Origin of the sequence: Phenylobacterium sp., from assembly GCF_036723115.1 — a bacterium.
In the GTDB taxonomy this organism is placed as follows: Bacteria; Pseudomonadota; Alphaproteobacteria; order Caulobacterales; family Caulobacteraceae; genus Phenylobacterium.
In genome coordinates this window covers 15,002-35,883 of the sequence record NZ_DAIMHV010000012.1, presented here as the reverse complement: position 1 = coordinate 35,883, position 20,882 = coordinate 15,002, and the positions used below count along the sequence as shown (strand labels likewise).

Annotated in this window: 18 protein-coding genes; 7 read left to right on the top strand and 11 right to left on the bottom strand. The window is 69.0% G+C overall.

What is annotated here, in order from left to right; translation table 11 throughout:
* Positions 1–148: 148 nt before the first annotated feature.
* The gene (locus V7D28_RS02910) at positions 149–619 is read left to right on the top strand and encodes a hypothetical protein (protein ID WP_333585858.1); all 471 of its coding nucleotides are present in this window, start codon (positions 149–151) and stop codon (positions 617–619) included.
* A gap of 60 nt (positions 620–679) precedes the next feature.
* Here V7D28_RS02910 and V7D28_RS02905 read toward each other — a convergent pair whose 3' ends face one another.
* Both V7D28_RS02905 and V7D28_RS02900 read right to left on the bottom strand, forming a co-directional pair.
* Positions 680–1,303 (bottom strand): redoxin domain-containing protein, encoded by a 624-nt coding sequence (locus V7D28_RS02905; RefSeq protein WP_333585857.1) that lies wholly within the window; start codon positions 1,301–1,303, stop codon positions 680–682.
* 36 nt (positions 1,304–1,339) lie between these two features.
* Entirely contained in the window at positions 1,340–3,460 is a 2,121-nt protein-coding gene (locus V7D28_RS02900; protein ID WP_333585856.1) for a protein-disulfide reductase DsbD family protein, read from the bottom strand.
* Positions 3,461–3,635: 175 nt separating this feature from the next.
* Between V7D28_RS02900 and V7D28_RS02895 the strand changes: the two genes are divergently transcribed.
* Positions 3,636–4,028 (top strand): acyl dehydratase, encoded by a 393-nt coding sequence (locus V7D28_RS02895; RefSeq protein WP_333585855.1) that lies wholly within the window; start codon positions 3,636–3,638, stop codon positions 4,026–4,028.
* 58 nt (positions 4,029–4,086) lie between these two features.
* Here V7D28_RS02895 and V7D28_RS02890 read toward each other — a convergent pair whose 3' ends face one another.
* Positions 4,087–4,902: a SapC family protein gene (locus tag V7D28_RS02890; RefSeq protein WP_333585854.1), complete on the bottom strand. Its 816-nt coding sequence runs from the start codon at positions 4,900–4,902 to the stop codon at positions 4,087–4,089.
* Positions 4,903–5,112: 210 nt separating this feature from the next.
* Between V7D28_RS02890 and V7D28_RS02885 the strand changes: the two genes are divergently transcribed.
* Together V7D28_RS02885 and V7D28_RS02880 are read left to right on the top strand one after the other, a co-directional pair.
* Positions 5,113–6,000 carry a MaoC/PaaZ C-terminal domain-containing protein gene (locus V7D28_RS02885; protein ID WP_333585853.1) on the top strand — a complete coding sequence of 296 codons (888 nt, stop codon included), beginning with the start codon at positions 5,113–5,115 and terminating at the stop codon, positions 5,998–6,000.
* Positions 6,001–6,058: 58 nt separating this feature from the next.
* Positions 6,059–6,859, top strand: coding sequence for an acid phosphatase (locus V7D28_RS02880; protein WP_333585852.1), 801 nt, complete (start codon positions 6,059–6,061; stop codon positions 6,857–6,859).
* Here V7D28_RS02880 and V7D28_RS02875 read toward each other — a convergent pair.
* The 4 genes from V7D28_RS02875 to V7D28_RS02860 form a co-directional block, all read right to left on the bottom strand.
* Positions 6,856–7,383: a GNAT family N-acetyltransferase gene (locus V7D28_RS02875; protein ID WP_333585851.1), complete on the bottom strand. Its 528-nt coding sequence runs from the start codon at positions 7,381–7,383 to the stop codon at positions 6,856–6,858. The two genes, V7D28_RS02880 and V7D28_RS02875, sit on opposite strands and share 4 nt — an antisense overlap.
* Entirely contained in the window at positions 7,383–8,261 is an 879-nt protein-coding gene (gene aguB, locus V7D28_RS02870) for an N-carbamoylputrescine amidase (RefSeq protein ID WP_333585850.1), read from the bottom strand. The genes V7D28_RS02875 and aguB overlap by 1 nt, the downstream gene beginning before the upstream one ends.
* Entirely contained in the window at positions 8,261–9,265 is a 1,005-nt protein-coding gene (locus V7D28_RS02865; protein ID WP_333585849.1) for an agmatine deiminase family protein, read from the bottom strand. The genes aguB and V7D28_RS02865 overlap by 1 nt, the downstream gene beginning before the upstream one ends.
* A gap of 145 nt (positions 9,266–9,410) precedes the next feature.
* Positions 9,411–12,761 carry a TonB-dependent receptor gene (locus V7D28_RS02860; RefSeq protein ID WP_333585848.1) on the bottom strand — a complete coding sequence of 1,117 codons (3,351 nt, stop codon included), beginning with the start codon at positions 12,759–12,761 and terminating at the stop codon, positions 9,411–9,413.
* 205 nt (positions 12,762–12,966) lie between these two features.
* Here V7D28_RS02860 and V7D28_RS02855 point away from each other — a divergent pair, with 205 nt between their 5' ends.
* Complete coding sequence (locus tag V7D28_RS02855) at positions 12,967–14,502, top strand: ArnT family glycosyltransferase (protein WP_333585847.1); 1,536 nt, start codon at positions 12,967–12,969, stop codon at positions 14,500–14,502.
* On the opposite strand, the gene msrA is transcribed toward V7D28_RS02855, so the two are convergent.
* From msrA to V7D28_RS02835, 4 genes are all read right to left on the bottom strand, one after another.
* Entirely contained in the window at positions 14,477–15,073 is a 597-nt protein-coding gene (msrA, locus tag V7D28_RS02850; protein WP_333585846.1) for a peptide-methionine (S)-S-oxide reductase MsrA, read from the bottom strand. The genes V7D28_RS02855 and msrA overlap by 26 nt on opposite strands.
* Positions 15,074–15,121: 48 nt before the next feature.
* Positions 15,122–15,766, bottom strand: coding sequence for a 3-oxoacid CoA-transferase subunit B (locus V7D28_RS02845; protein ID WP_333585845.1), 645 nt, complete (start codon positions 15,764–15,766; stop codon positions 15,122–15,124).
* The gene (locus tag V7D28_RS02840; protein WP_333585844.1) at positions 15,766–16,500 is read right to left on the bottom strand and encodes a CoA transferase subunit A; all 735 of its coding nucleotides are present in this window, start codon (positions 16,498–16,500) and stop codon (positions 15,766–15,768) included. Before V7D28_RS02840 ends, V7D28_RS02845 begins: the two co-directional genes overlap by 1 nt.
* A 90-nt stretch (positions 16,501–16,590) precedes the next feature.
* Entirely contained in the window at positions 16,591–17,259 is a 669-nt protein-coding gene (locus V7D28_RS02835; RefSeq protein WP_333585843.1) for an OmpA family protein, read from the bottom strand.
* Positions 17,260–17,375: 116 nt separating this feature from the next.
* Here V7D28_RS02835 and V7D28_RS02830 point away from each other — a divergent pair, with 116 nt between their 5' ends.
* Both V7D28_RS02830 and V7D28_RS02825 read left to right on the top strand, forming a co-directional pair.
* Positions 17,376–18,311, top strand: coding sequence for an isopenicillin N synthase family dioxygenase (locus V7D28_RS02830; protein ID WP_333585842.1), 936 nt, complete (start codon positions 17,376–17,378; stop codon positions 18,309–18,311).
* Positions 18,312–18,398: 87 nt separating this feature from the next.
* The gene (locus V7D28_RS02825; RefSeq protein ID WP_333585841.1) at positions 18,399–20,861 is read left to right on the top strand and encodes an ATP-binding protein; all 2,463 of its coding nucleotides are present in this window, start codon (positions 18,399–18,401) and stop codon (positions 20,859–20,861) included.
* The last annotated feature ends 21 nt before the right edge of the window (positions 20,862–20,882 follow it).

The window sequence follows — 20,882 nt, the reverse complement described above, 5'->3', positions numbered from 1 at the left end:
GTCGAGATCAGACATGGTTAAGCCCCCGTTCAACCGGACTGTACGATCCTGGCGCAAAGCCGGTTACCAAAAGCGCCCCCATCCGTCTTCGTTCCGCCCGTCACACGCGGCCCATTTTGGGCAGGTCGCCCGCCAGAGGAGAAATCTCATGCCCTGCGCCGCCGTCGCCGCCGCGAGCCTGCTCTGGCTGGCCGCCGCCCCCGTCACTGAGACCCCGCACCCCACAATCGCCGCCGAGGCCCCAGCCATGGGCCTGGAGGCGCTGTTCACCGACATCGTCGCCCGGGCCGGCCGGCTGAAGGCGATGGGCGAGGCGATGCGCGCATCGGGGGCCGCAGCGGACCCTGGCTTCGAGCAGGGGGTCGTTGAACTGGCCGAGCTGGACATGGCCGCCCAGCGCCGGGTTCGGGAAATCGGCGTGGACGGCGACCTGGCCTGCATCCTGCGGGGCATAGCCGAGGATCTGCCGGTCAAGCTCGCCGCCCTTCGACTGTCGTCGGCGCCCGAGGACCGCGACCTGGCCCTGCGGGAGCTGATCTATCTGCTGAACGACAATATCGAGGTGGTCGTCACGCCGCCGGGGGTGACCTCGGGGATCCCCACCGGCGGCGTGATCTGAGGCCTATGGCCTTGATCGCGTTTCGATCCGATAGCCGGAGCCCACCTATCGGAACGCGCTCTAATACTTCACGCTGCAGCCGTAGGGCGCAGACACCGGCTGGGCCACGGCGCGACCGGCCTTCAGGTCGGCGAGCGCCAGGGAAACATAGTTGCGCGCCCCCTGCAGCGTGGCCGGATCGGCGCTGTTCTTGTCATCGATGCCGCCCATATAGACCAGGTTGCCGGCGGGATTGACGATGTACATGTGCGGCGTGGTCCGGGCGCTATAGGCGCGGCCGACCTCGCCCTTGGGGTCCAGCAGGACGGCGGCGGCGGCCACGCCGGACCTGTCCTGCCAGGCGCGGGCTTCGGCGGCGGTCTTGTAGCCCTGCTTGCCGGGCGCCGAGGAAATGATGCTCAGCCAGACCACGCCGTCGGCGGCGGCCGCCTTTTGCAGACCCTGCATGGCGCCGCTGTCATAGTGCTTCTGGACGTAGGGACAGCCCTCGTTCGTCCATTCCAGCACCACGGTCTTGCCGCGGAACTCGGCCAGGGAGCGGGCCTTGCCCTGGGCGTCCACGGCGGTGAAGGCCGGGGCCGGTTTTCCGATGGCAGGCGCGGCGAGCGCGGGCGAGGCGGCCAGGGCCAGGGTAAGCGCCAGTCCGGCGAGCAAGGGGCGGCGCGAAAGGCCTTGGGGGGTCATGGGCGTCTCCTTGGGGGCTTGCGGTTGAGAAAGGGGTCAACTGGGACGGGCGGCGGCCTCCAGGGCGCGGACCACCAGGCCTTCGGTCAGGATCTGGGGCAGGATGTCGGGGGCCGAGCCGCGGGCGTCATAAACCAGATAGAGGGGCACCCCGGCCCGGCCGTGACGCGCCAGCTCCGCGGCGATGACCTCGTCCTTCCGGGTCCAGTCGCCCTTGAGATAGACCGCCCCGGTGCGCGCCAGGGTGTCGGCCACCCCCTGGCGGGCCAGGGCCACCTGTTCGTTCACCTGACAGGTGACGCACCAGGCCGCGGTGAAATTGACGAAGACCGGCACGCCCTGGGCGCGCAGCTCCGCCAGACGCGCGGCGCTGTAGGGCTCATACGGCAGCTCGGCGACCGCGCCTCCGGCTTCGTCGCCAGAGCTCGCCCCCACCGGATAGGCCGGGATCAAGGCGGCGGCCAGGGCTGCGACGGCCAGGACGGCGGCCGCGCCCTTCAGCACCGTGCCGCCACGCTTTTGCGACAGGCCCAGCAGCCAGGCGCCCAGGGCCAGGACGACGGCCGCCGCCAGGAGACGGGCCAGGCCCATGGGACCGGCCTGCAGGGTCAGCACCCAGAGCAGCCAGGCCGCCGCGCCATACATGGGGAAGGCCAGGACCTTGCGCAGGACATCCATCCACGGTCCTGGGCGAGGCAGGCGCGAGAGCAGGCCCGGCGCGAAGGCCACCGCCACGAAGGGGGCGGCGAAACCGGCCCCCAGGGCGGCGAAGACCGTGAGGGACGCCACGGGATTCTGCGTCAGGGCCCACCCCAGCGCCGGGGCCATGAAGGGCGCCGTGCAGGGCGCGGCCACCACCACCGCCAGCACGCCGGTGAAGAAGGCGCCTGAGAGCCCGCCCTTGGCGGCGAGACCCGACCCGATTCCCTGAAGGGACGCGCCCACCTCGAAGACGCCGGAGAGGTTCAACGCCACGGCCAGCATCAGCAGGGCGAGGGCGGCCACCACGGGGGGCGACTGAAGCTGGAAGCCCCAGCCCACGGCGGCGCCCGCGGCCTGGGCCGCCACCAGCGCGCCGGCGAGGACCAGGAAGGTGACCATCACGCCTGCGCCGAAGGCCAGACCCTGCCGACGGGCGGCGGCCTGCTCGTGGGCGTGGCCGGCCAGGCTGGCCGCCTTCATGGCCAGGACGGGAAACACGCAGGGCATGAGGTTCAGGATCAGCCCGCCCAAAGCCGCAAAAAGGATGGCGAGCGGCAGACCCAGGCCAGCCCCCGAACCCCCGGAGCGGGCTGGAGGCGGTCCGAGACCCGCAGCGCCGGCCGGCGCCGGGCCGGGCGTCGCCGTAATCTCGTAATAGGCGTCGCCCGCCTTCAGCACGCCTTCCAGGCGTTGCGGCGGCTCAGGCGACTGGAAGGCGTAGCTGGGCGTCAGGGCCAGGGTCAGACCCTGCGGACCCCGTTCAATCCCTTGGGGCGCCGCGTGGTCGAGCACCGCCCCGTCGAAAGGGAAGAAATAGCTGCCCGCCAGATCCCGGCCGGCCAGGGGCGCGCCGGCGACGGCCAGACTCAGCGCGCCTTCGGAGTAGTTGAAGACCGCGGTCAGGGCGGGGTCAGCCTGCGGCGCGGCGGCCAGGGTCTGGGCGATGGGCCGCGCCCAACGTCCGGAGGGCTGGGCGGGCTCGGCCTGGACCGGCAGGGCGAGCGTCAGGACCGCATCCTCGGGAATGCAGATTTCCTCGCACACCAGAAAGGCCGCAGCCGCCGTGAGCGTGATGGTCTGGCGCACAGGGGCGTCGGCGGGCGCGGTCAGGCGCATGGGCAGCAGCACCTCGCCCGAATAGCCGTAATTCACCAGGGGGCCGGCCGGCTGCGGCTCCGGCGCGGGCCAAGTGAAGTCGCTGACCTGCCACCCGGGCGGCAGGGTCCAGGCGATCTTGGTCGCCTCGCCGGAATCGCCGGGATTGCGCCAATAGGTGTGCCATCCGGCGTCGATCTTCTGACGCAGGGCCACCTGAATCGTCTGGCCCGGGGCGATGGCCGGCGCCTCGGACACCAGCTCCGCCACCAGATGGCCCGTGTTCACCGGCGCGGCCTGGGCGGTCGGCGCCCATGCGAGCAAGATCAGGGCGAGCAGGCTGGCGAAGCGGGACGTCATGCGGGTGTCTGACCTGACTTGATCTCGTCGAGGGCGGGGCTGGGCCATATATGAAGACAAACCGGCGGCGGCGGCAAACGCTGTTGGGCTGGACAGACCCCCTTGCAGAAGGCCCCTTCAACAGACTTACGTTGGAACACGCCCGACGGTTTCGGTTCGCAAGCGAGGAAGACTCATGCCGGCCCCCTTCGACGACATCGAAATCGGTCAGGTGATCAGCCTGGGGGCCGCTGTGGTGGACGCCCGCGCCCTGGACGCCTTCGCCGCCGCCTTCGCCCCGGGCTGGACCGCCGATCGGGGGGCGCCGGACGCCATGGTGTTTGCGATCTGGACCCGGCTGGACGCCCAGGCCTCGACGGGCTGGCCCCAGACCAAGCGTCTGGGGGTGGACGCCCTGCGCTGGGTGCGCAATCCGCCGCCCGGCGAACTCCTGCGCGGCCGCATGACGGTGATGGGCAAGGATCCCGTGGGCGAGGGCAAGGGCATCGTCATCGCCCAGCACGACCTGCTGGACGAGGCCGGGCGGCTGGTCTTTTCCTGCCTGACCCGCAGCGTCTTTTCGAGATAGGCCGAGCGCTGGCGGGATCGGGGGCGGAAAGTCCCGATCCCGCAGCGTCGTTTCAGCCTCAGCCGTTGGCGGCCTGGGGGGCGCCGGCCTGGGCCTGCATCTGGCGGTTCATGGCCAGGGCCACCAGCCGGTCCCACTGCACCAGCGACAGCAGGTGGGCGTAGATCTGATCCAGCGCGCCGGACTGGCGCAGATCGAGGAACTTCTCGGCCGGCAGGGCGCGCAGGCGCTCCAGCGAGACGCCGAAATAGTCCGCGAGCTTCTGGGGCTCGCCCGGCGTGCCGTCCTCATTGCCCGGGGTGAAGAAGGCCTCCTTGGTCTCGAACAGGTCCAGCGCCTTCAGGACCTGGACGAAGCTCAGGGTCTTCTGCCGCTCCATCTCGTAGTCGTTGCAGAACTTCAGGCAGTTCTGGGTGTATTCGGTGGGCTCGCCGGCCTCGGTGAAGAAGGGCAGGTCGGGATTGGACTCGGCAAAGAAGTGGGCCGCGCGGTCGACGCACAGGATGGACTGGCCAGCCTGCTGGTCATTGGCGAAGACGAAGGGATAGCGACGGATATAGGCCGGCACGTAGACGCCGGCTTCGAACATGCCGTTCTCGCCCACGAACATGTTCTCATCGTGATTGAGGCCCATGACCGCCAGCGGGGTCTTGTCATCGCCCACGAAGATGATCGGACCGGTCACCGCCGCCAGCTGGAACTCCGCCACGGTCAGGGGGACCAGGTTCGACTTGCGCGCAAAGCCGAAGGGACCGTCCATCCGCTTGACCCCCATGCCCTTGTGGGCGGTGGGATTCAGCGGCTCGGGCTGGTTGTAGAAGAGGACGTTGCCGGAAATCTGGCCCGCCGGGGCGGCAGCGTTGGTCTCGGTCATGAGGCGCCTTCGAAAGTGGTGCGTCGCCGGGGCCTGTCCCCTGGGCGCCGCGTGGTCGGGCGCTTCTAGCCGATCAGACCCTGAGCGGCAAATGGCGCTGGCGGCGACCGGCTTGTCGTCGCCTGGCGCTTGCGTCGGCGCGTCTTCGTCGGTTCAATCCCGCCGCATAGAAGAGCGCCCCATGCCCAGGGGCCCCGGAGGATTTATTTCATGCCCATCTATTATCCCGACATTCTCGACCAGCGCACGCCGGCCCGCACCTTCACCTATGGCGACAAGGACGTGATGCTCTACGCCCTCGGCGTGGGCATGGGGCAGGACCCCATGAACGAGACCGAACTGCCCTTCGTCTATGAGAAGAACCTGAAGGTCATCCCCACGGCGGCCACCGTGCTGGCCGCCGGCGCGCGGGCTGCGAACCGCGACGCAGAACCCCCGAAGATGCCGGAGGGCCACCGCCCCAGCCAGATCAACTTCCTGATGGTCGTCCATGGCGAGCAGAAGGTGGAGTTGCACAAGCCCCTGCCGACCAAGGGGACCTTCACCATGGAAGGCCGCACGATCGGCGCCTATGACAAGGGCAAGGACAAGGGCGCGGTCGTCATCAATGAGACCGTCTGGACCGACGAGAACGGCGAAAAGGTCGCCACCCTGACCTCGTCCACCTTCGCCCGCGGCGACGGCGGCTTCGGCGGACCCTCGGAGGGTGCGCCCGAGCCGCACAAGGTGCCCGAGCGGGCGCCGGACATCTCGGTGGATTTCACCACCCGCGAGGACCAGGCCCTACTCTATCGCCTGAACGGCGACCGCAACCCGCTGCACTCCGACCCGGATTCGGCCAAGCGCTCGGGCTTCCCGCGTCCGATCCTGCACGGCCTGTGCACCTATGGGATCACCTGCCGGGCCATCCTGCAGGCGGTCACCGACTTCGATCCCGATCAGATCAAAAGCCACCAGGCGCGGTTTTCCGCCCCGGTCTTCCCCGGCGACACCATCACGGTGGACATCTGGAAGGACGGCAAGGAGATCAGTTTCGAGGCGCGGGTGAAGGATCGCAACGCCACAGTGATCAAGAACGGACTGACCGTCCTGCGATAGGTCGCCGATCGCCCTGTGAACGGTTCCCCCGGCGGGGGAGCCGTTCTATGGGCAAGGGATGATGCACAAGCCCTGCCTGCCCCTCGCCCTGGCCGCCGCCCTGCTCGGCCTTGGCGCCTGCGCCGCGGATTCCGCGGCCCCCCGCCCCGCCGTCCTGGCCGGTGACCCCGACAGCGCCACCTTCGTTCCGCCCGAGATCGAGGGCTATCTGAAGGCGGGCGATCTGGACGCCGTGGCCCTGCTGGGGCCGCCGCCTGCGCCCGACAGCCCCCGCGGCCTGGCCGACGCCCAACGCTTCGAAGAAACCCGATCCCTGGAAGGCTCAGACCGCTGGGCCAAGGCCGCCGCCGACGCCGACCTGTGGGGCGGCAAGGCCCTGAAGGGCTATGCCTGCGCCGCAGGCCTGGACATCAGCCCGCAGACCACGCCGGTCACGGCCCACATCCTGGAGCGCGCCGAGCAGGACGTCCGCACGGTGAGCACGCCGGCCAAGGACCATTATGGCCGCCTGCGCCCGCTGATCGGCAACGACAAGCCCATCTGCGTGCCGCGGGCGCCCTGGATGGAGATCAACGCCTCCTATCCTTCGGGCCATTCCATGACCGGTTGGGCCTGGGCGCTCATCCTGGTGGAGCTGGCCCCTGAAAAGGCCGGCGCCCTGCTCGACGCCGGCAAGGAAATGGGCGAATCGCGGGTGGTGTGCGGCATGCATTATCCCAGCGACGTGGAGGCCGGGCGCGACCTGGCCGCCGCCATGGTGGCCCGCATGCGCGCCAATCCCGCCTTCCGCGCCGACATGGAAAAGGCCCGCCGCGAGGTGGCCCGCCTGAAGGCGCCCCCCTCGGACTGCGGCGCTTAGGGCGTCGCCACCCAGACCCAGGCGGGCCTGAAGGGATCATCGAGCGCCGCATTGGGATTCTCGAAATCGAGATCGGGGCGGCGGGTCAGGCCCAGCCGTCCCATGACCGCCTGCGAGCGGAGATTGTGCGGGCTGGTATAGGCCCAGACCTCGGCCAGGCCGACCCGTTGGAACGCATCGGCCAGGACGGCGGCGGCGGCTTCGGTGGCGTAGCCCTGGCCCCAGGCTTCGGGGACCAGGCGCCAGCCGATCTCTGGGGTGCCGGCGACGGGCTGGCTCTCATGGGCCGGCATGACCCCGCACCAGCCGAGGACCGCGCCATCAACCCGGCGTTCGACACAGAACCGGCCGTAGCCCCGTTGAGCAAACGTCGCCTCCACCCGCGCCAGCCGGGCGTCGGCCTCATCGGGGGCGAGCACCCCGCCCAGCCAGTCCATCACCTGCGGATCGGCGCAGATGGCGTGGAAGGCCGGCCGGTCGGCGTCCCGCCAGCGTCGCAGGATGAGGCGCTCGGTCTCGATCATCAGGTCGGACGCGGACTGGCCAAGGCGCCATAGAGGTCCGTCCGCCGGTCCCGGAAGAAGCCCCAGGCGGCCCGGTGGGTGGCCAGGAAGTCCAGGTCGAATTCGGCGGCGAGCACGCCCTCCTCGTCGCGACCGAATTCGGCGACCAGATCGCCCCGATGATCGGCGATGAAGGATGAGCCGTAGAAGCGCTGGCCGCCCCCGGGATAGCCGTCCCAGGGTTCGAAGCCGGTGCGGTTGGCCCCGATCACGGGAATGACATTGGAGACCGCGTGGCCCTGCATGGCGCGCCGCCAGGGAGCGGCGGTGTCCAGGGTCTCGTCATGAGGCTCCGAGCCGATGGCGGTGGGATAGAAGAGCGCTTCGGCCCCCATCAGGGCCATGGCGCGGGCGGCCTCGGGATACCACTGGTCCCAGCAGATGCCGACGCCGATGCGGCCAAACCGCGTGTCCCAGACGCGAAAGCCCGTGTCGCCCGGGCGGAAATAGTACTTCTCCATATAGCCCGGCCCGTCGGGGATATGGCTCTTGCGATAGACGCCCATGAGGGCGCCGTCGGCGTCGACCATGACCAGGCTGTTGAAGTAATGCGGGCCTTCCCGCTCGAAGATCGAGATGGGCAGCACCACCCCGAGCTCGGCCGCCAGGGGCGCGAGCGCGGTGACGCACGGGTGCTCGCGCCAGGGATGGGCGGTGGCGAACCAGCGCTCCTCCTGGGCGACGCAGAAATAGGGACCCTGGAAGAGTTCCGAGGGCAGGATCACCTGGGCGCCGCGATCGGCCGCCTGGCGGATCAAGTCGGCGGTCTTCCTGATATTGGCGTCCAGGTCCATGCCATAGGCGGTCTGGATGGCGGCGGTCTTCAGGATACGGGCCATCAGGCGGGCTCCTGCTGGGTGATGCAGTGGAAGGATCCGCCGCCGGTGAGAATAGCGGTGGACGGCAGGCCGATGACGGCGCGGTCGGGAAAGACCGTCTTCAACGCTTCGATGGCCAGTTCCCCGGGGCGCTCTTCATAGAGGGGCACGATCACCGCCTGATTGGCGATGATGAAATTCATGTGCGAGGCCGGCACATAGTCGCCGTCAGGCCCCTCCACCCAGCCAGGCGAGGGGATGCGCACCACGCGGAGGCGTTCGCCGCGGGCGTCGCTCGCCTCGGACAGGCGTCGCGCGGCGTCGCCATAGACCTCGGTGTTGGGATCGCCGCGGCCATAGCCCATGGGGCAGACCACCACGCCGGGGGCTGCGAAGCGGGCCAGATTGTCCACATGGCCGTCGGTGTGGTCGTTCTTCAGACCCTCGCCCAGCCAGATGGTCCGCCGCACGCCCAGGGCGGCGGCCAGGGCCGCCTCGGCCTCGGCGGCGGTCCACGCGCCGTTGCGGTTGGGATTGAGCAGGCACTGATCGGTGGTCAGCACCGAACCGAAGCCGTCATGGTCCAAGGCCCCGCCTTCGAGGACGAAATCATGCTCGGCCAGAACCTCGCCGGCGGCCTGGGCGATCTGCCCGGCCACGGTGTCGTCATAGGCCAGGTCATACTTGCCGCCCCAGCCGTTGAACCGGAACCCCCGGGCGCTGAGGCCCTCCGGCGTGCGGGCGAAGATGGGGCCAGTGTCGCGCAGCCAGATGTCGCCAAAGGCGCCGGGCACGATCTCCACCCCGGCCACGCCGTCCAGCAGACGCCGGGCGTCGGCCGCCCCGCTCGCAGAGCCGGTCATCAGGCGCACCCGCTCACCCCCGGGTCCCGCCAGGGCGCGAGCCAGGGCCGCCACCTCGGCCTGGGCGGCGGGCAGGTCGTCTTCCCAGAGATCGGCATGGCTGGGAAAGCCCAGCCACATGGCGCGATGCGGCGCCCATTCGGCGGGAACGATGAGGCTCACGGGACCAGGACTCCATTCCAGGCGGCGGACGGGCGCAGATGGGCGCGACGGGGGACAAGGTCAAGCGTGACCGCATCGGCTCCTCAGGCCCAAAACAAAAAAGGGGCGGCCGAAGCCGCCCCTTTCCTTCCGATCGGCGGGCCGATCAGAATTCGTAGCGCAGGCCGATCTGGATGGCCCAGAGCGACTTGCCGTTGTTGTCGATGTTCTCGCGCAGGCTGTTGGCGTTGAAGTTGGAGTACCGGTAGCGGTCGCAGACCGGGCTACCCGTGGGCGCCGCAGCCCCCGTCGCCGTGGCGCAGGCGACGCTGACCAGGTTGTTCACGTCGGTGTACTCCTCGACGATGCCCCACTTGTCGTTCAGCAGGTTGAGCACGTTCTGGATGTCGAACACGACGCGGAACCGGTGGCCCTGGAAGTAGGCCGGCAGCTCCTGGCTGATCTGCAGATCGACGAGGTGGATGTCGTCGTTCTGATAGTAGCCCTTGGGCACGATCTGGTTCTGCGGCAGGCCGAACTGCTGCACCGCGCGCAGGAAGTTGTCGCGGGTGGCGGCGTCGGCGAAGGTCACCAGGCCGTAGTCGAGACCGCTGGCGCCCCCGGTGCCCGACAGGTCCGGCACATAGAGCAGGTGGTTGTTGCCGCGGTTCACACCGAACACCGGGCCGCGGCCCGAGGTGGAGTCACCCATGGTGAAGGTCGTCGACCGGCCCGAACGCTTCTCGGCGAACAGGGTGGCGCGGGTCTCCAGATCCCAGAAGAAGCGACGGGCGTAGCTCGCCTCGAACTTGAAGGCGTGCTTGATCTCTTCGTAGGCGGTCCCATAGGCCGGTTCGTTCGGGTCCGAACCCGCCGGCGACTGGTAGCTGGAGCTCTGGGTGGAGCTGAAGCGCAGGGACGAGGAGAGGTCGTCGACGTCCTGGTAGGTGTAGCTCCCGAAGACATCCAGGCCGAAGTCGAAGGACTTCTGCAGGGAGACCGCCGCCGTGATGCCCTGGCCCTTGTCGGTGTTGAAGATGACCAGGTCGCGGGCCGAGCCCAGATTCTGGGAGGTGATGCCGGCCGCGGCGCGCTGAGCCGCCGTGCCGCCGATGCCGTCATAGCGGATACGGCCGTCGGGCGTACGCTGGGCCACGCCGTTGACGATCAGCGGGGCGGCGCGGGTGTCGCGGATGTAGAGGCCGTTGTTCACCTGGGTGCCAACCACGTCGAGGCCGAGGTTCCAGCCGTCCCACAGCTCGTACTGGGCGTTCAGGAACACCTTCCAGTCCGACGGGAACTGGAAGCCGGGGGCGAAAGCCGCCACTTCGGTGGTGGGCGAGGCCACCGCGCCGCCCTGGAAGGCGCGCACCGCCGCCGGGATGTCATAGAAGGTCTGCGGGTTGGCGCGGTTCAGGTCGAGGGCTGCCGAACCGATGGCCTGGGTGAAGCCAGGGGTGTTGGTGGTTTCGATGAAGCCCGTGCCCGAGCGCTGGATATCGATGCCCGAGGTCAGGAAGCCGGCGCCGCCGCCGTAGGAGTTGGAGGCCAGCACGTCCGGCACGCCGCCCGAGAACAGGCCGCCGCCCACCCGGATCTTCAGGCGATCGGTGGCGCGCCAGTCGATGGCGACCCGCGGCATCATCACGCTGCGGCCGTCATAGGTCTGCTGGTTGGAATAGCCGTTCCGCGCAACGAAGTTGGTGTTCAGCGGGGGCGGGCTGTCATTGGTGTACCAGTCGTACCGGATGCCGGCGGTGACGGTCAGGTCCGGGTTGATGTCGTAGGTGTCCTGCACGAACACCGAGTTCAGCCGGTAGGACAGGGCCGCAGCGGCATCCGTGGTGGTCAGGCTGCCGATGGCGTCGGTATAGCGCAGGCGCGAGGCCCGGCCGGCGGCGAAATCGGCGATGGAGTCGAAGTAGTACTGACCATCCTGGGTGGGGATGAAGATGTTGAAGATGTCCTGCTTCTGGGTCGAGAAGCCGAACTTCAGCAGGTGGTCGGCCAGGGCCCATTCAGCCTTGAACTGAATGGTCAGGTTGTCCGTGGCCAATTCGTTGGCGTGACGGAACTCGTCCGGACCGAAACGCAGGATGGACGGGCTGGTCTGACCGGGAATGTCGCAGGTGGTGGCCACGCCGCCGCTGGTGGGCGCCAGGCAGACCTGGACGTCGGAGAACTCCTGACCCGAGGGCGGCAGCTGACGCCGCTCATAGTCGCGCATCGTGACGCGCAGCTGGGTGGAGAAGTTGTTGGTCCAGTCGGAGTTCAGTTCGCCGGTGTAGGAATAGTCTTCCTCGCCGGTCAGGTACCATTGCGAGTCAAGGCCAGCGGTGGAGGTGGTGATGTTGGTGCGTTGATAAAGCTCCGACAGGGCGTAGCGCGCCGTCAGGGCGAGGCGGTGACGGTCTGTGATGTTGGCGTCGATCTTGAACGAGTACTTCTCGTCGAGGATCGGCTTGGTCCGGGCGATCGTGCCCATATCGAACTGGGTGGCGTAGTTCGTGTTGAAGATGTTGGTGACCTGGTCGATCAGCGCCTGGTTCACGCCGCGGACCGAGTTGGCGAAGCCCGCGCCTTCCGGACCTGTCGAGGTCAGGTCGCTGGACTCATAGAGCTCGTAGGAGGCCGCGAAGAAGACGCGGTCCTGCCAGATCGGGCCGGAGAGGAAGGCGCCCCAGTTGTTCTGGGTGATCTGCGAGGGAACGTCATTGCCGCGGATCGAGCGGCCGACCATGCCGTCGTTCAGATAGTTGACGAACAGGCTGCCGCGGAAGTCATTGCCGCCGGACTTCAGCACCACGTCCAGGGCGCCGCCGGAGAAGTCGCCGTTCTCCACATCGACGGGGACGGCGTCGACGGTGAACTGCTCGACCGCGTCCAGCGAGATCGGACCGCGGCGGGTCGGCGTGCCGCCCGTGTTGAGGCCGAAGTCGTCCTGGGCCTGGGCGCCGTCGATGGTGATGCGGTTGGTCCGCGGATTGGAGCCGGCGATGGAGATGCCGCCGTCGCCCCGGGCGTTCTGGCTGACCAGCGGGCTGCGGCGGGCCAGGTCACGGATGTCGCGGGTGACAGAGACCACGCTTTGCACATCGGTCTCGTCGAGCACGCGGCGCACGCCGGTGCTGGATTCGCCGGGCGAACCGGTGACGACCAGTTCGGCCACTTCGGAGAAGAGGTCGAAGGACAGGCGGGCGGTCTCGCCCAGGGTCAGGAAGACGCCTTCCTGGGTGCGCGAGCTGTAGCCCGGCGCCGAGACGGAGATGGTGTAGGGACCGCCGACCCGCAGGCCGCGGGCGTCGAACACGCCCTGGGCGTTGGTGGAGGTCACCGAGCGCGTGTTGGACGGCGTGTGCACGACCACGACGCTGGCGTTGGCGACCGGCGCCCCGCCTTCGCTGACCACCTCACCCCGGACCGCCGAGGTGGTTTCCTGCGCATAGACGGCGCTGCTCATGGCCAGAGCGAGCGCGCCAAGCGCCGCGCCGCCGGCGAGCCTCTTCATCGAAGTCATTGAGATTCCCCTCTCCATCGAGACCGGAGCGGGCCTACGCACATTCGCTCCGGGTTCGGCGCTCCTATACAGGCAAGTTTTCCGTTTGTTGGTGATGGATTTATGACGGCGGAAACTTGTTGCCATGGCGCCACAATCTGGGCGCCGTGGCCTTTACTTCGCCTGTGTGGCAGGCAAGGCTCCGCCGCCAAACTCAGAGGGCCCATTGCGCACCAGCTTCACCGACAGCGCCGGAGCCTGGCGCGCCGCGCTCTGGGTCACGGTCGCCCTGACGGCCGTTCGGCTGGCGGCCATCTTCATCACGCCGCTGGAGCTCTATCCCGACGAGGCCCAGTACTGGCTGTGGTCGCGGACGCTGGATTTCGGTTATTTTTCAAAGCCGCCCATGGTGGCCTGGACCATTTGGGCCACCACGGCGCTCGGCGGGGATTCGGAGCCCTTTGTACGGCTGGCCGCGCCCCTCTATCAGGCGGCCACGGCCCTGGCGGTGTTCGTGATCGCCAGCCGGCTCTATGGCCCGATGGCGGGACTGGCCGCCTGCGCTCTCTATCATCTGATGCCCGGCGTACAGCTTTCGGCGGCTGTGGCGGCCACCGACGCGCCCCTCATGGCCTTCCTGGCCTGGGCGCTCGCCCTCTATGTTTTTGGTCTGTCCACGGAGGGGTTGCGACGACGGGCCGCAGCCGCCGGCGCCGGCGCCCTGCTGGGCCTGGCCTTCCTGTCCAAATATGCGGCCCTCTATGCGCTGATCGGTCTTGTCCTGCACCTCATCCTGCAACCGGAGGCCCGGCGGCGGTGGGACTGGCGCGACGGCGCCCTGGCCCTGGCGGCCCTGGCCCTGGTGATTTCCCCGAATCTGATCTGGAACGCCACCCACGGCTTCGCCACGGTCCAGCACACCGCGGCCAACGCCAACTGGTCGGGCCAGAGCCTGTTCAATCCGGAGGAACTGCTGGACTTCATCGGCTCCCAGTTCGGGGTGTTCGGCCCCGTGGCCTTCGGCGTCCTGCTGTTCGGCTCAGGCCTGCTGGCCGTTCGGCGCCGCCTCACCGAGGCCGACATCACCCTGCTCTGCTTCGCCGCGCCGCCCTTGCTGATCGTCGCCGGCCAGGCGCTGATCAGCCGGGCCAACGCCAATTGGGCGGCGGCCGGCTATGTGGCGGGGATCATTCTGGCGGCCGCCTGGCTGGTCCGCTGGAAGGCGCGGGGCTGGTTCATCGCCGCAGCCGCCAGCCAGGGCCTGGTGGCGGGCCTGTTCCTGGCCTTCGTCATCTCGCCCGACCTGGCCGACCGCATGGGGTTCGCCAACAGCTTCAAGCGGGCCAAGGGCTGGTCGCAGATGACGCAGGCGATCACAGATCGGGCCATGCACGACCTGTCGCTCAGCGCCATCGCCGTGGACGATCGGTTCCTGTTCAACGCCGCGGCCTATTACGGACGGGACTACTTCGCCCGCGCCGACGCCGCCCCCCTGCGCATGTGGGTGCGCACCGCCACGCCGCAGAACCAGGCGGAGATCGCCGCCCCCCTGCGGGCCGAGGAAGGCGGCCGGGTCCTGGCCGTCAGCCTGGAGCCTGACTACGCTCCGGAAATGCGCGCCGACTTCACGCACTCGGGGCAGGACGAGGTGGTCAATGTGCGCCTGGACAGCCAGCGCAGCCGCCGGGCCGAAATATTCACCGGCGAGGCCTATGTCCGCCGGCCCAGGGACCCGGTCACCGGCCTGCCCACACGGCCCTGAGCGCGGCCTCCCGTCGGCAGCCCACCTTGTAGGCGTTGTAGCGGGCGGGGTTCTTCTCGGCGAAATCCTGGTGATAGGCCTCGCCCATCCAGAACCGCGAGGCCGGCCGGATCTCGGTGGCCACAGGGCGGCCCAGCAACCGAGCCACCCGTGCCTTCACCTGTTCGGCGGCGGCCTTTTCCTCGGGCGAGGCGGTGAACACCGCCGTCCGATAGGAGGGGCCCTGGTCGCAGAACTGGCCCCGGTCGTCGGTGGGGTCGATGCGGCGGAAGAAGCCCTCGGTCAGCTGGGCATAGCTGATCTTCTTCGGGTCATAGGTGGCGCGCACCGCCTCCAGATGGCCGGCATGGTTCTGGTAGGTGGGGTTCGCCCGCGTCCCGCCCGCATAGCCCACCACCACGTCGGCGACCCCGGGCAGGGCCTCCAGCTCATGCTCCACCGACCAGAAGCAGCCGCCGGCATAGACGGCCGTGCGCAGGCCGGGCGCGGTGGGCGTCTCCGCCGGCGCAGGCGCGGCGCCGGCGAGGGCCAGGGGGGCGAGCACCATCGCCGCCAGGGTGGGAAGTCGCATGGCTCTTGGCCTCCTCCGCCAGGGCGCCGCGGCGCCCGTCTGGAGAATTTACGACAGGGCGGCCTCGAAGGACGCCTCGGTCTTGGCGCGGATCTCATCGAGTGTGACGCCCGACGCCAGCTCCACCAGGCGCAGGGGCGAGCGGCCGCGATCGACCACGAACACCCCCAGGTCGGTGACCACCAGGTCCACCACCCCCTGGCCGGTGAGCGGCAGGGTGCAGGCGGTCTTGAGCTTGGGCGCGCCGGACTTCTCGGTGTGCTCCATCACCACCACCACGCGCTTGACCCCGGCCACCAGGTCCATGGCGCCGCCCATGCCCTTGACCATCTTGCCCGGCACCACCCAGTTGGCCAGGTCGCCATTGGCGGCCACCTGCATGGCGCCCAGGATGGACAGGTCGATGTGCCCGCCGCGGATCATGGCGAAGGAATCCGCCGAGGAGAAATAGGCCGAGGCCGGAAGCTCCGTGATGGTCTGCTTGCCGGCGTTGATCAGGTCGGCGTCCTCCTCGCCCTCATAGGGGAAGGGACCCATGCCGAGCATGCCGTTCTCGCTCTGGAGCGTGACCTCCACCCCAGGGGGAATGTAGTTGGCCACCAGGGTCGGGATGCCGATCCCCAGGTTCACATAGAAGCCGTCCTGCAGCTCGCGGGCGGCCCGCTCGGCCATCTGGTCTCGCGTCCAGGCCATCAGACCTCCTCCCCGGCGGCGGCGCCTTCCACGGCCCGGGGCCGGGTGGTGACGCGCTCGATGCGCTTCTCGAAACGGGTCCCGGCGAACAGGCGGTCCACATAGATGCCGGGGGTGTGGATGTGGTCCTTGTCGATCTCGCCGGCGTCCACCAGGCGTTCGACCTCGGCCACGGTCACCTTGCCGGCGGTGGCCATCATCGGGTTGAAGTTGCGGGCGGTCTTGCGGAAGACCAGGTTGCCGGCGGTGTCGCCCACATCGGCCTTGACGATGGAGAGGTCGGCCACCAGCCCCCGCTCCATCACATAGAGCTCGCCGTCGAACTCCCGCACTTCCTTGCCCTCGGCCACCAGGGTGCCGACCCCGGTCTTGGTGAAGAAGGCCGGAATGCCCGCGCCCCCGGCGCGGATGCGCTCGGCCAGGGTGCCCTGAGGGTTGAACTCCAGCTCCAGCTCGCCGGAGAGATAGAGCTGCTCGAACAGCTTGTTCTCCCCCACATAGGAGCTGATCATCTTCCGGATCTGCCGGTTCTCCAGCAGGATGCCCAGGCCGAACCCGTCCACCCCGCAATTGTTGGAGATGACCGTCAGGTCCTTGACCCCGTGCTCGCGCAGCGCGGCGATGAGGTGTTCGGGGATGCCACACAGGCCGAACCCGCCGGCCATGATGGTCATGCCGTCAAAGAGCACCCCGTCCAGGGCCTCTGCGGCGTCTTTGCGAAGCTTGCTTGCCATGCCCCAGTATTACGCCGCAGCGCAGCAATTGAAAACGGGCGGATCGTGGGTGCGATCCGCCCGCTCTCATGTTCACAGTCGACGCTGCGATCAGGTCAGGGGGCGCAGGATGATCTCCACCCGGCGGTTCTGAGCCCGGCCTTCAGGGGTGGCGTTGGAGGCGATGGGCTGGTTGATCCCGCGGCCCTCCACGAACAGGCGGTCGGGCATCACGCCGCGATTGACCAGATAGGCGGCCACAGAGCCCGCGCGGCGCTCCGACAGGCGCTGGTTGTAGTCCGCCGCCCCGGTGGAGTCGGCATGGCCGATCACGTCCACCATGGTCTGGGGATAGGCGTTGATGGTCCGCGCCACATTGTCGAGCACCGGGAAGAAGCGCGACTGGATGTCGGCCTGGTCGACGCCGAAGGTGACGTCGCCGGGCATGTTGAGGACGATATTGTCTCCCTGGCGGTTCACATCCACGCCGGTGCCTTCCAGCTGGCGGCGCAGCTCGGCCTGCTGGCGGTCCATGTAGCTGCCGGCCGCAGCCCCGGCCAAGGCGCCGACGCCCGCGCCGATCATGGCGTTGCGGCGGCCTTCGGCGCTCTTGTTGGTGTTGGTCAGATAGCCCAGGGCCGCACCGCCCAGGGCGCCGGCCAGGGCGCCCGTGCCGGTGTTGTTGCGCACCGTCTGGCCCGTATAGGGATCGGTGGTGGTGCAGGCGGTCAGGGCGAAGGCGCCCACGAGGCTGGCCGAGACCGCGGTCAGATGACGCATGTGGCTTCTCCGGAAGTGAAAGTCGTCCATGGCAACGCTAGGCCCCACATCGAAGTTCCGATATGGCCGTTTTGTGGCCCAGGGGCCGCGCCCGACCTTGCCGAAAGACTGACCCAGTGACCCAAGACGCCATCCGCCCCGTTTCGTTCGCCGCCTATGAGTCCGACTTCGAGGGCTTTTCCCGCGCCCTGGGGACGTCCTTCGCCGACTATGGCTTCGCGGTCATCGCCGACCACCCCCTGGCGCAGGACGGGATCGAGGCGGCGCTCGCCTCGGCCAAGGCCTTCTTCGCCCTGCCGGAAGACGCCAAGCGGGCCTATGTGGTGGGCGTGGGCGGCCAGCGCGGCTACACCCCCTTCGGCGTCGAGACCGCCAAGGGCGAGGCCCACCACGACCTCAAGGAATTCTGGCACATGGGCCGCGACCTGCCGTCGGGCCATCGCTACGCCTCGGTCATGCCGCCCAATGTCTGGCCCACCGAGACCCCGGAATTCGTCCAGACTGTGAGCTGGCTCTACGACTCCCTCGACGCCATGGGGCTGAAGGTGCTGGAGGCCCTGGCCGTCTATCTGGGACTGGACCGCCACTTCTTCGACGCCACGGTGGACGACGGCAATTCCGTCCTGCGCCTGCTTCACTACCCGCCCACCGACGGCCAGGGACCGCATATCCGCGCCGCGGCCCACGAGGACATCAATGTGATCACCCTCTTGTTGGGCGCCGAGGAGGCCGGGCTTGAGGTGCTGCGCCGCGACGGCAGCTGGCTGCCCATCAATCCGCCCCCGGGCTCGCTGGTCTGCAATATCGGCGACATGCTCCAGCGGCTCACCAACCACCGCCTGCCGTCCACCACGCACCGGGTGGTCAATCCGGCGCCGGAACGCCGGGGCGTGGCGCGCTACTCCACCCCCTTCTTCCTGCACTTCAACCCGGACTACGAGATCGCCACCCTGCCCAGCTGCGTGGACGCCGACCACCCCGATCGCTACCCCGCGCCCATCACCGCCGACGCCTACCTCCAGGAGCGGCTGCGGGAGATCAAGCTGCTCTGAAGCGCCTCCGCGCGCGGCGGGCTTCGCCTACGAAACCTTAACCCCGTCCGCCGATCATCGTTCGTCGACAGGCGAGCTTGAGCGCACATGGCCGAATACACAGCCGCTCTGCAGGCCCGGGCCCAGCGGATCGCCGTGATGGGCGCCCTGGACCTGCAGGCCCTGAAACCCGCCCTGGAGCGGATCGGCCGTCTGGCCCGCGCCCTGGTGGGCGGCGGTCTCGGGGATGTGATCCTGATCGACGGCGACCTGACCTGGCACGCCAGCGCCGATGAGGCCTTCCGCCGCCAGGTCTCAACCGAACAGTCCTTCGCCGCCTTCGCCGGGGCGGCTGACGACGTGGTCTGGATCGCCGACGCCCGCGAGGACCCGCGCCTTTGCGACCACCCCTATGTGACCGAGGAGCCGCGCCTGCGCTTCTTCGCCGGGGCGCCGATCCTGCTTGAGGACGGCATGAGCCTGGGCGTCGTGACCGTGGCCGGAACCGAGCCGACCCAATTTGACCCGGCGCTTGCGGAGTCGCTGCGGGACCTGGCCGACATCGCTGCGCGGGAATGCGGCCGCCGCCAGGCGGACTGCGATCTTGAAGAGGCCAAGCTGCGCGCCCACACCGCCCAGGCCCTGATGGCGGCCTTCGTGGAGAGCGCCCCGGTGGCCCTGTGTCTCACTGACACCGACCTGCGGGTCATCCAGGCCAGCCCGATCTGGCGCCAGGAACGGGGGGTGGACGACCCCACCGGCAAGATCCTCTACGACGCCAATCCCACCTCCCAACAGTGGCGGGCGGCCTATGAGCACTGCCTGCAGGGACACTCGGCCCACTATGACCGGGTCAAGGTGCGGCGTGCGAGCGGCGACCGGTGGCTCAAGGTGGAAATCTCGCCGTGGCGTGACGGCTCCGGCGCGGTGGCGGGCCTTTTCATCATGTCGGTGGACATCACCGATTCCGTCACCGCCCTCCAGGAGGCCCGCCGCTCCGAAGAGCGGCTGAAATTCGCTCTGGAGATCGGCGAGCTGCAGATGTGGGAAATGGACTATCGCCGCCAGATCCTGACCGCGGCGGGTCGCGAGAGCCTGCATGCCGGCGCCAGTTTCGACCTGGTGGACAAGCATATGTGGGACGCGGTGCACCCTGAGGATCGCCGCCGGCTCATGAGCGCCTGGAAGACCCACCTGAAGGCGGGGGAGCCTTTCCATCAGGTCTATCGCATGCTCTCGCCCCGCGGACAGGCCCATTGGGTGACCAGCGCGGCCAAGGCGTTCAAGGATAAGGAAGGTCGGGTGTCCCGGGTGGTCGGCGTCGTCCGCGACATCGACCAGCAGAAGCGCAACGAGCTCGAACTGCTGCAGGCTAAGGAGGCCGCCGAGGCCGCCAACCGGGCCAAGAGCGAATTCCTGGCCAATATGAGCCATGAGATCCGCACCCCGCTCAACGGCGTCATGGGCGTGGCCGGCGCTCTGGCCAAGTCCGGGCTTTCGCCGGCCCAGGCTGAGATGGTGGGGCTTATCGAGACCTCGGCCGGCGCCCTGGAGGCCCTGGTCAGCGATATTCTCGACCTGGCCCGGATCGAAGCCGGACGTTTCGAACTGCGGCCCGAGCCCTTTGACCTGAGCGCTTCGGTGGAGGCCTGCGCCGCCCTTTTCCGGGCGAGCGCAGAAGCCAAGGGATTGGGCTTCTCCCTGACGATCGCCCCGGACGCCATGGGCGCCTTCGTGGGCGACGCCCCGCGCATCCGCCAGATCCTCTGCAATCTGCTGGGCAACGCTGTGAAGTTCACCCCGGCGGGCCAGGTGGCGCTGAACGTGAGCGCCCGGCGCGACGGCCCCCTCGCCTGCCTGGTCTTCAGCGTCACCGATACGGGCATCGGCTTCGATGAGGCCACCCGTCACCGCCTGTTTGGCCGCTTCGAGCAGGCCGATGGATCGATCACCCGTCGCTTCGGGGGCACGGGCCTGGGGCTCGCCATCTCGCGTTCCCTGGCCGAGGCCATGGGCGGAACCCTGGAGGCGGACTCCACCCCCGGCGCCGGCGCGGCCTTCCGCCTGACCCTGAGCCTGCCCCCGGTGGCTGAGGTCCCGGGCCTCGGGTCCCCCAAGGGCGCCGATCTGGCCGAACCCCCGCCGCCGCTCGGCGGCATGCGGGTTCTGCTGGCCGAGGACCACCCGACCAACCGCCGGGTGGTGGAGCTGATCCTGAACGCCGCGGGCGTCGACCTGACCTGCGTGGGCGACGGTGCGGCGGCCGTGGAGGCCTGGCGGAGCGCCGAGTTCGACATGGTCCTGATGGACATGCAGATGCCGGTCATGGACGGCCTGAGCGCCATCGCCGAGATCCGCCGTCTGGAACAGGCCACCGGTCGGGCCAGGACCTGCATCCACACCCTGACAGCCAACGCCATGCCCGAACACGCGCAAGGCGCCGAAAGCGCCGGCGCCGACGGCCACATCACCAAGCCCGTGACCGCCGACCATCTGCTGGGGGCGGTGGAGGCGGTCTGGGCCGCCCGCGGGCGGCCGCACGAAGAGGCTCAAGACCGCCTGAGCGCCTGAGGTCCGAGCTGCGGCCGGACC

Excerpts from the sequence above, each read along its gene's own strand:
- V7D28_RS02845 (WP_333585845.1), bottom strand. The coding sequence starts at position 15,766 with ATGGCCTGGACGCGAGACCAGATGGCCGAGCGGGCCGCCCGCGAGCTG.
- V7D28_RS02825 (WP_333585841.1), top strand. The coding sequence starts at position 18,399 with ATGGCCGAATACACAGCCGCTCTGCAGGCCCGGGCCCAGCGGATCGCC.
- V7D28_RS02900 (WP_333585856.1), bottom strand. The coding sequence starts at position 3,460 with ATGACGTCCCGCTTCGCCAGCCTGCTCGCCCTGATCTTGCTCGCATGG.
- V7D28_RS02895 (WP_333585855.1), top strand. The coding sequence starts at position 3,636 with ATGCCGGCCCCCTTCGACGACATCGAAATCGGTCAGGTGATCAGCCTG.
- msrA (WP_333585846.1), bottom strand. The coding sequence starts at position 15,073 with ATGCGACTTCCCACCCTGGCGGCGATGGTGCTCGCCCCCCTGGCCCTC.
- V7D28_RS02860 (WP_333585848.1), bottom strand. The coding sequence starts at position 12,761 with ATGACTTCGATGAAGAGGCTCGCCGGCGGCGCGGCGCTTGGCGCGCTC.
- V7D28_RS02835 (WP_333585843.1), bottom strand. The coding sequence starts at position 17,259 with ATGCGTCATCTGACCGCGGTCTCGGCCAGCCTCGTGGGCGCCTTCGCC.
- aguB (WP_333585850.1), bottom strand. The coding sequence starts at position 8,261 with ATGGCCCGTATCCTGAAGACCGCCGCCATCCAGACCGCCTATGGCATG.
- V7D28_RS02880 (WP_333585852.1), top strand. The coding sequence starts at position 6,059 with ATGATGCACAAGCCCTGCCTGCCCCTCGCCCTGGCCGCCGCCCTGCTC.
- V7D28_RS02905 (WP_333585857.1), bottom strand. The coding sequence starts at position 1,303 with ATGACCCCCCAAGGCCTTTCGCGCCGCCCCTTGCTCGCCGGACTGGCG.
- V7D28_RS02910 (WP_333585858.1), top strand. The coding sequence starts at position 149 with ATGCCCTGCGCCGCCGTCGCCGCCGCGAGCCTGCTCTGGCTGGCCGCC.
- V7D28_RS02875 (WP_333585851.1), bottom strand. The coding sequence starts at position 7,383 with ATGATCGAGACCGAGCGCCTCATCCTGCGACGCTGGCGGGACGCCGAC.
- V7D28_RS02885 (WP_333585853.1), top strand. The coding sequence starts at position 5,113 with ATGCCCATCTATTATCCCGACATTCTCGACCAGCGCACGCCGGCCCGC.
- V7D28_RS02840 (WP_333585844.1), bottom strand. The coding sequence starts at position 16,500 with ATGGCAAGCAAGCTTCGCAAAGACGCCGCAGAGGCCCTGGACGGGGTG.
- V7D28_RS02890 (WP_333585854.1), bottom strand. The coding sequence starts at position 4,902 with ATGACCGAGACCAACGCTGCCGCCCCGGCGGGCCAGATTTCCGGCAAC.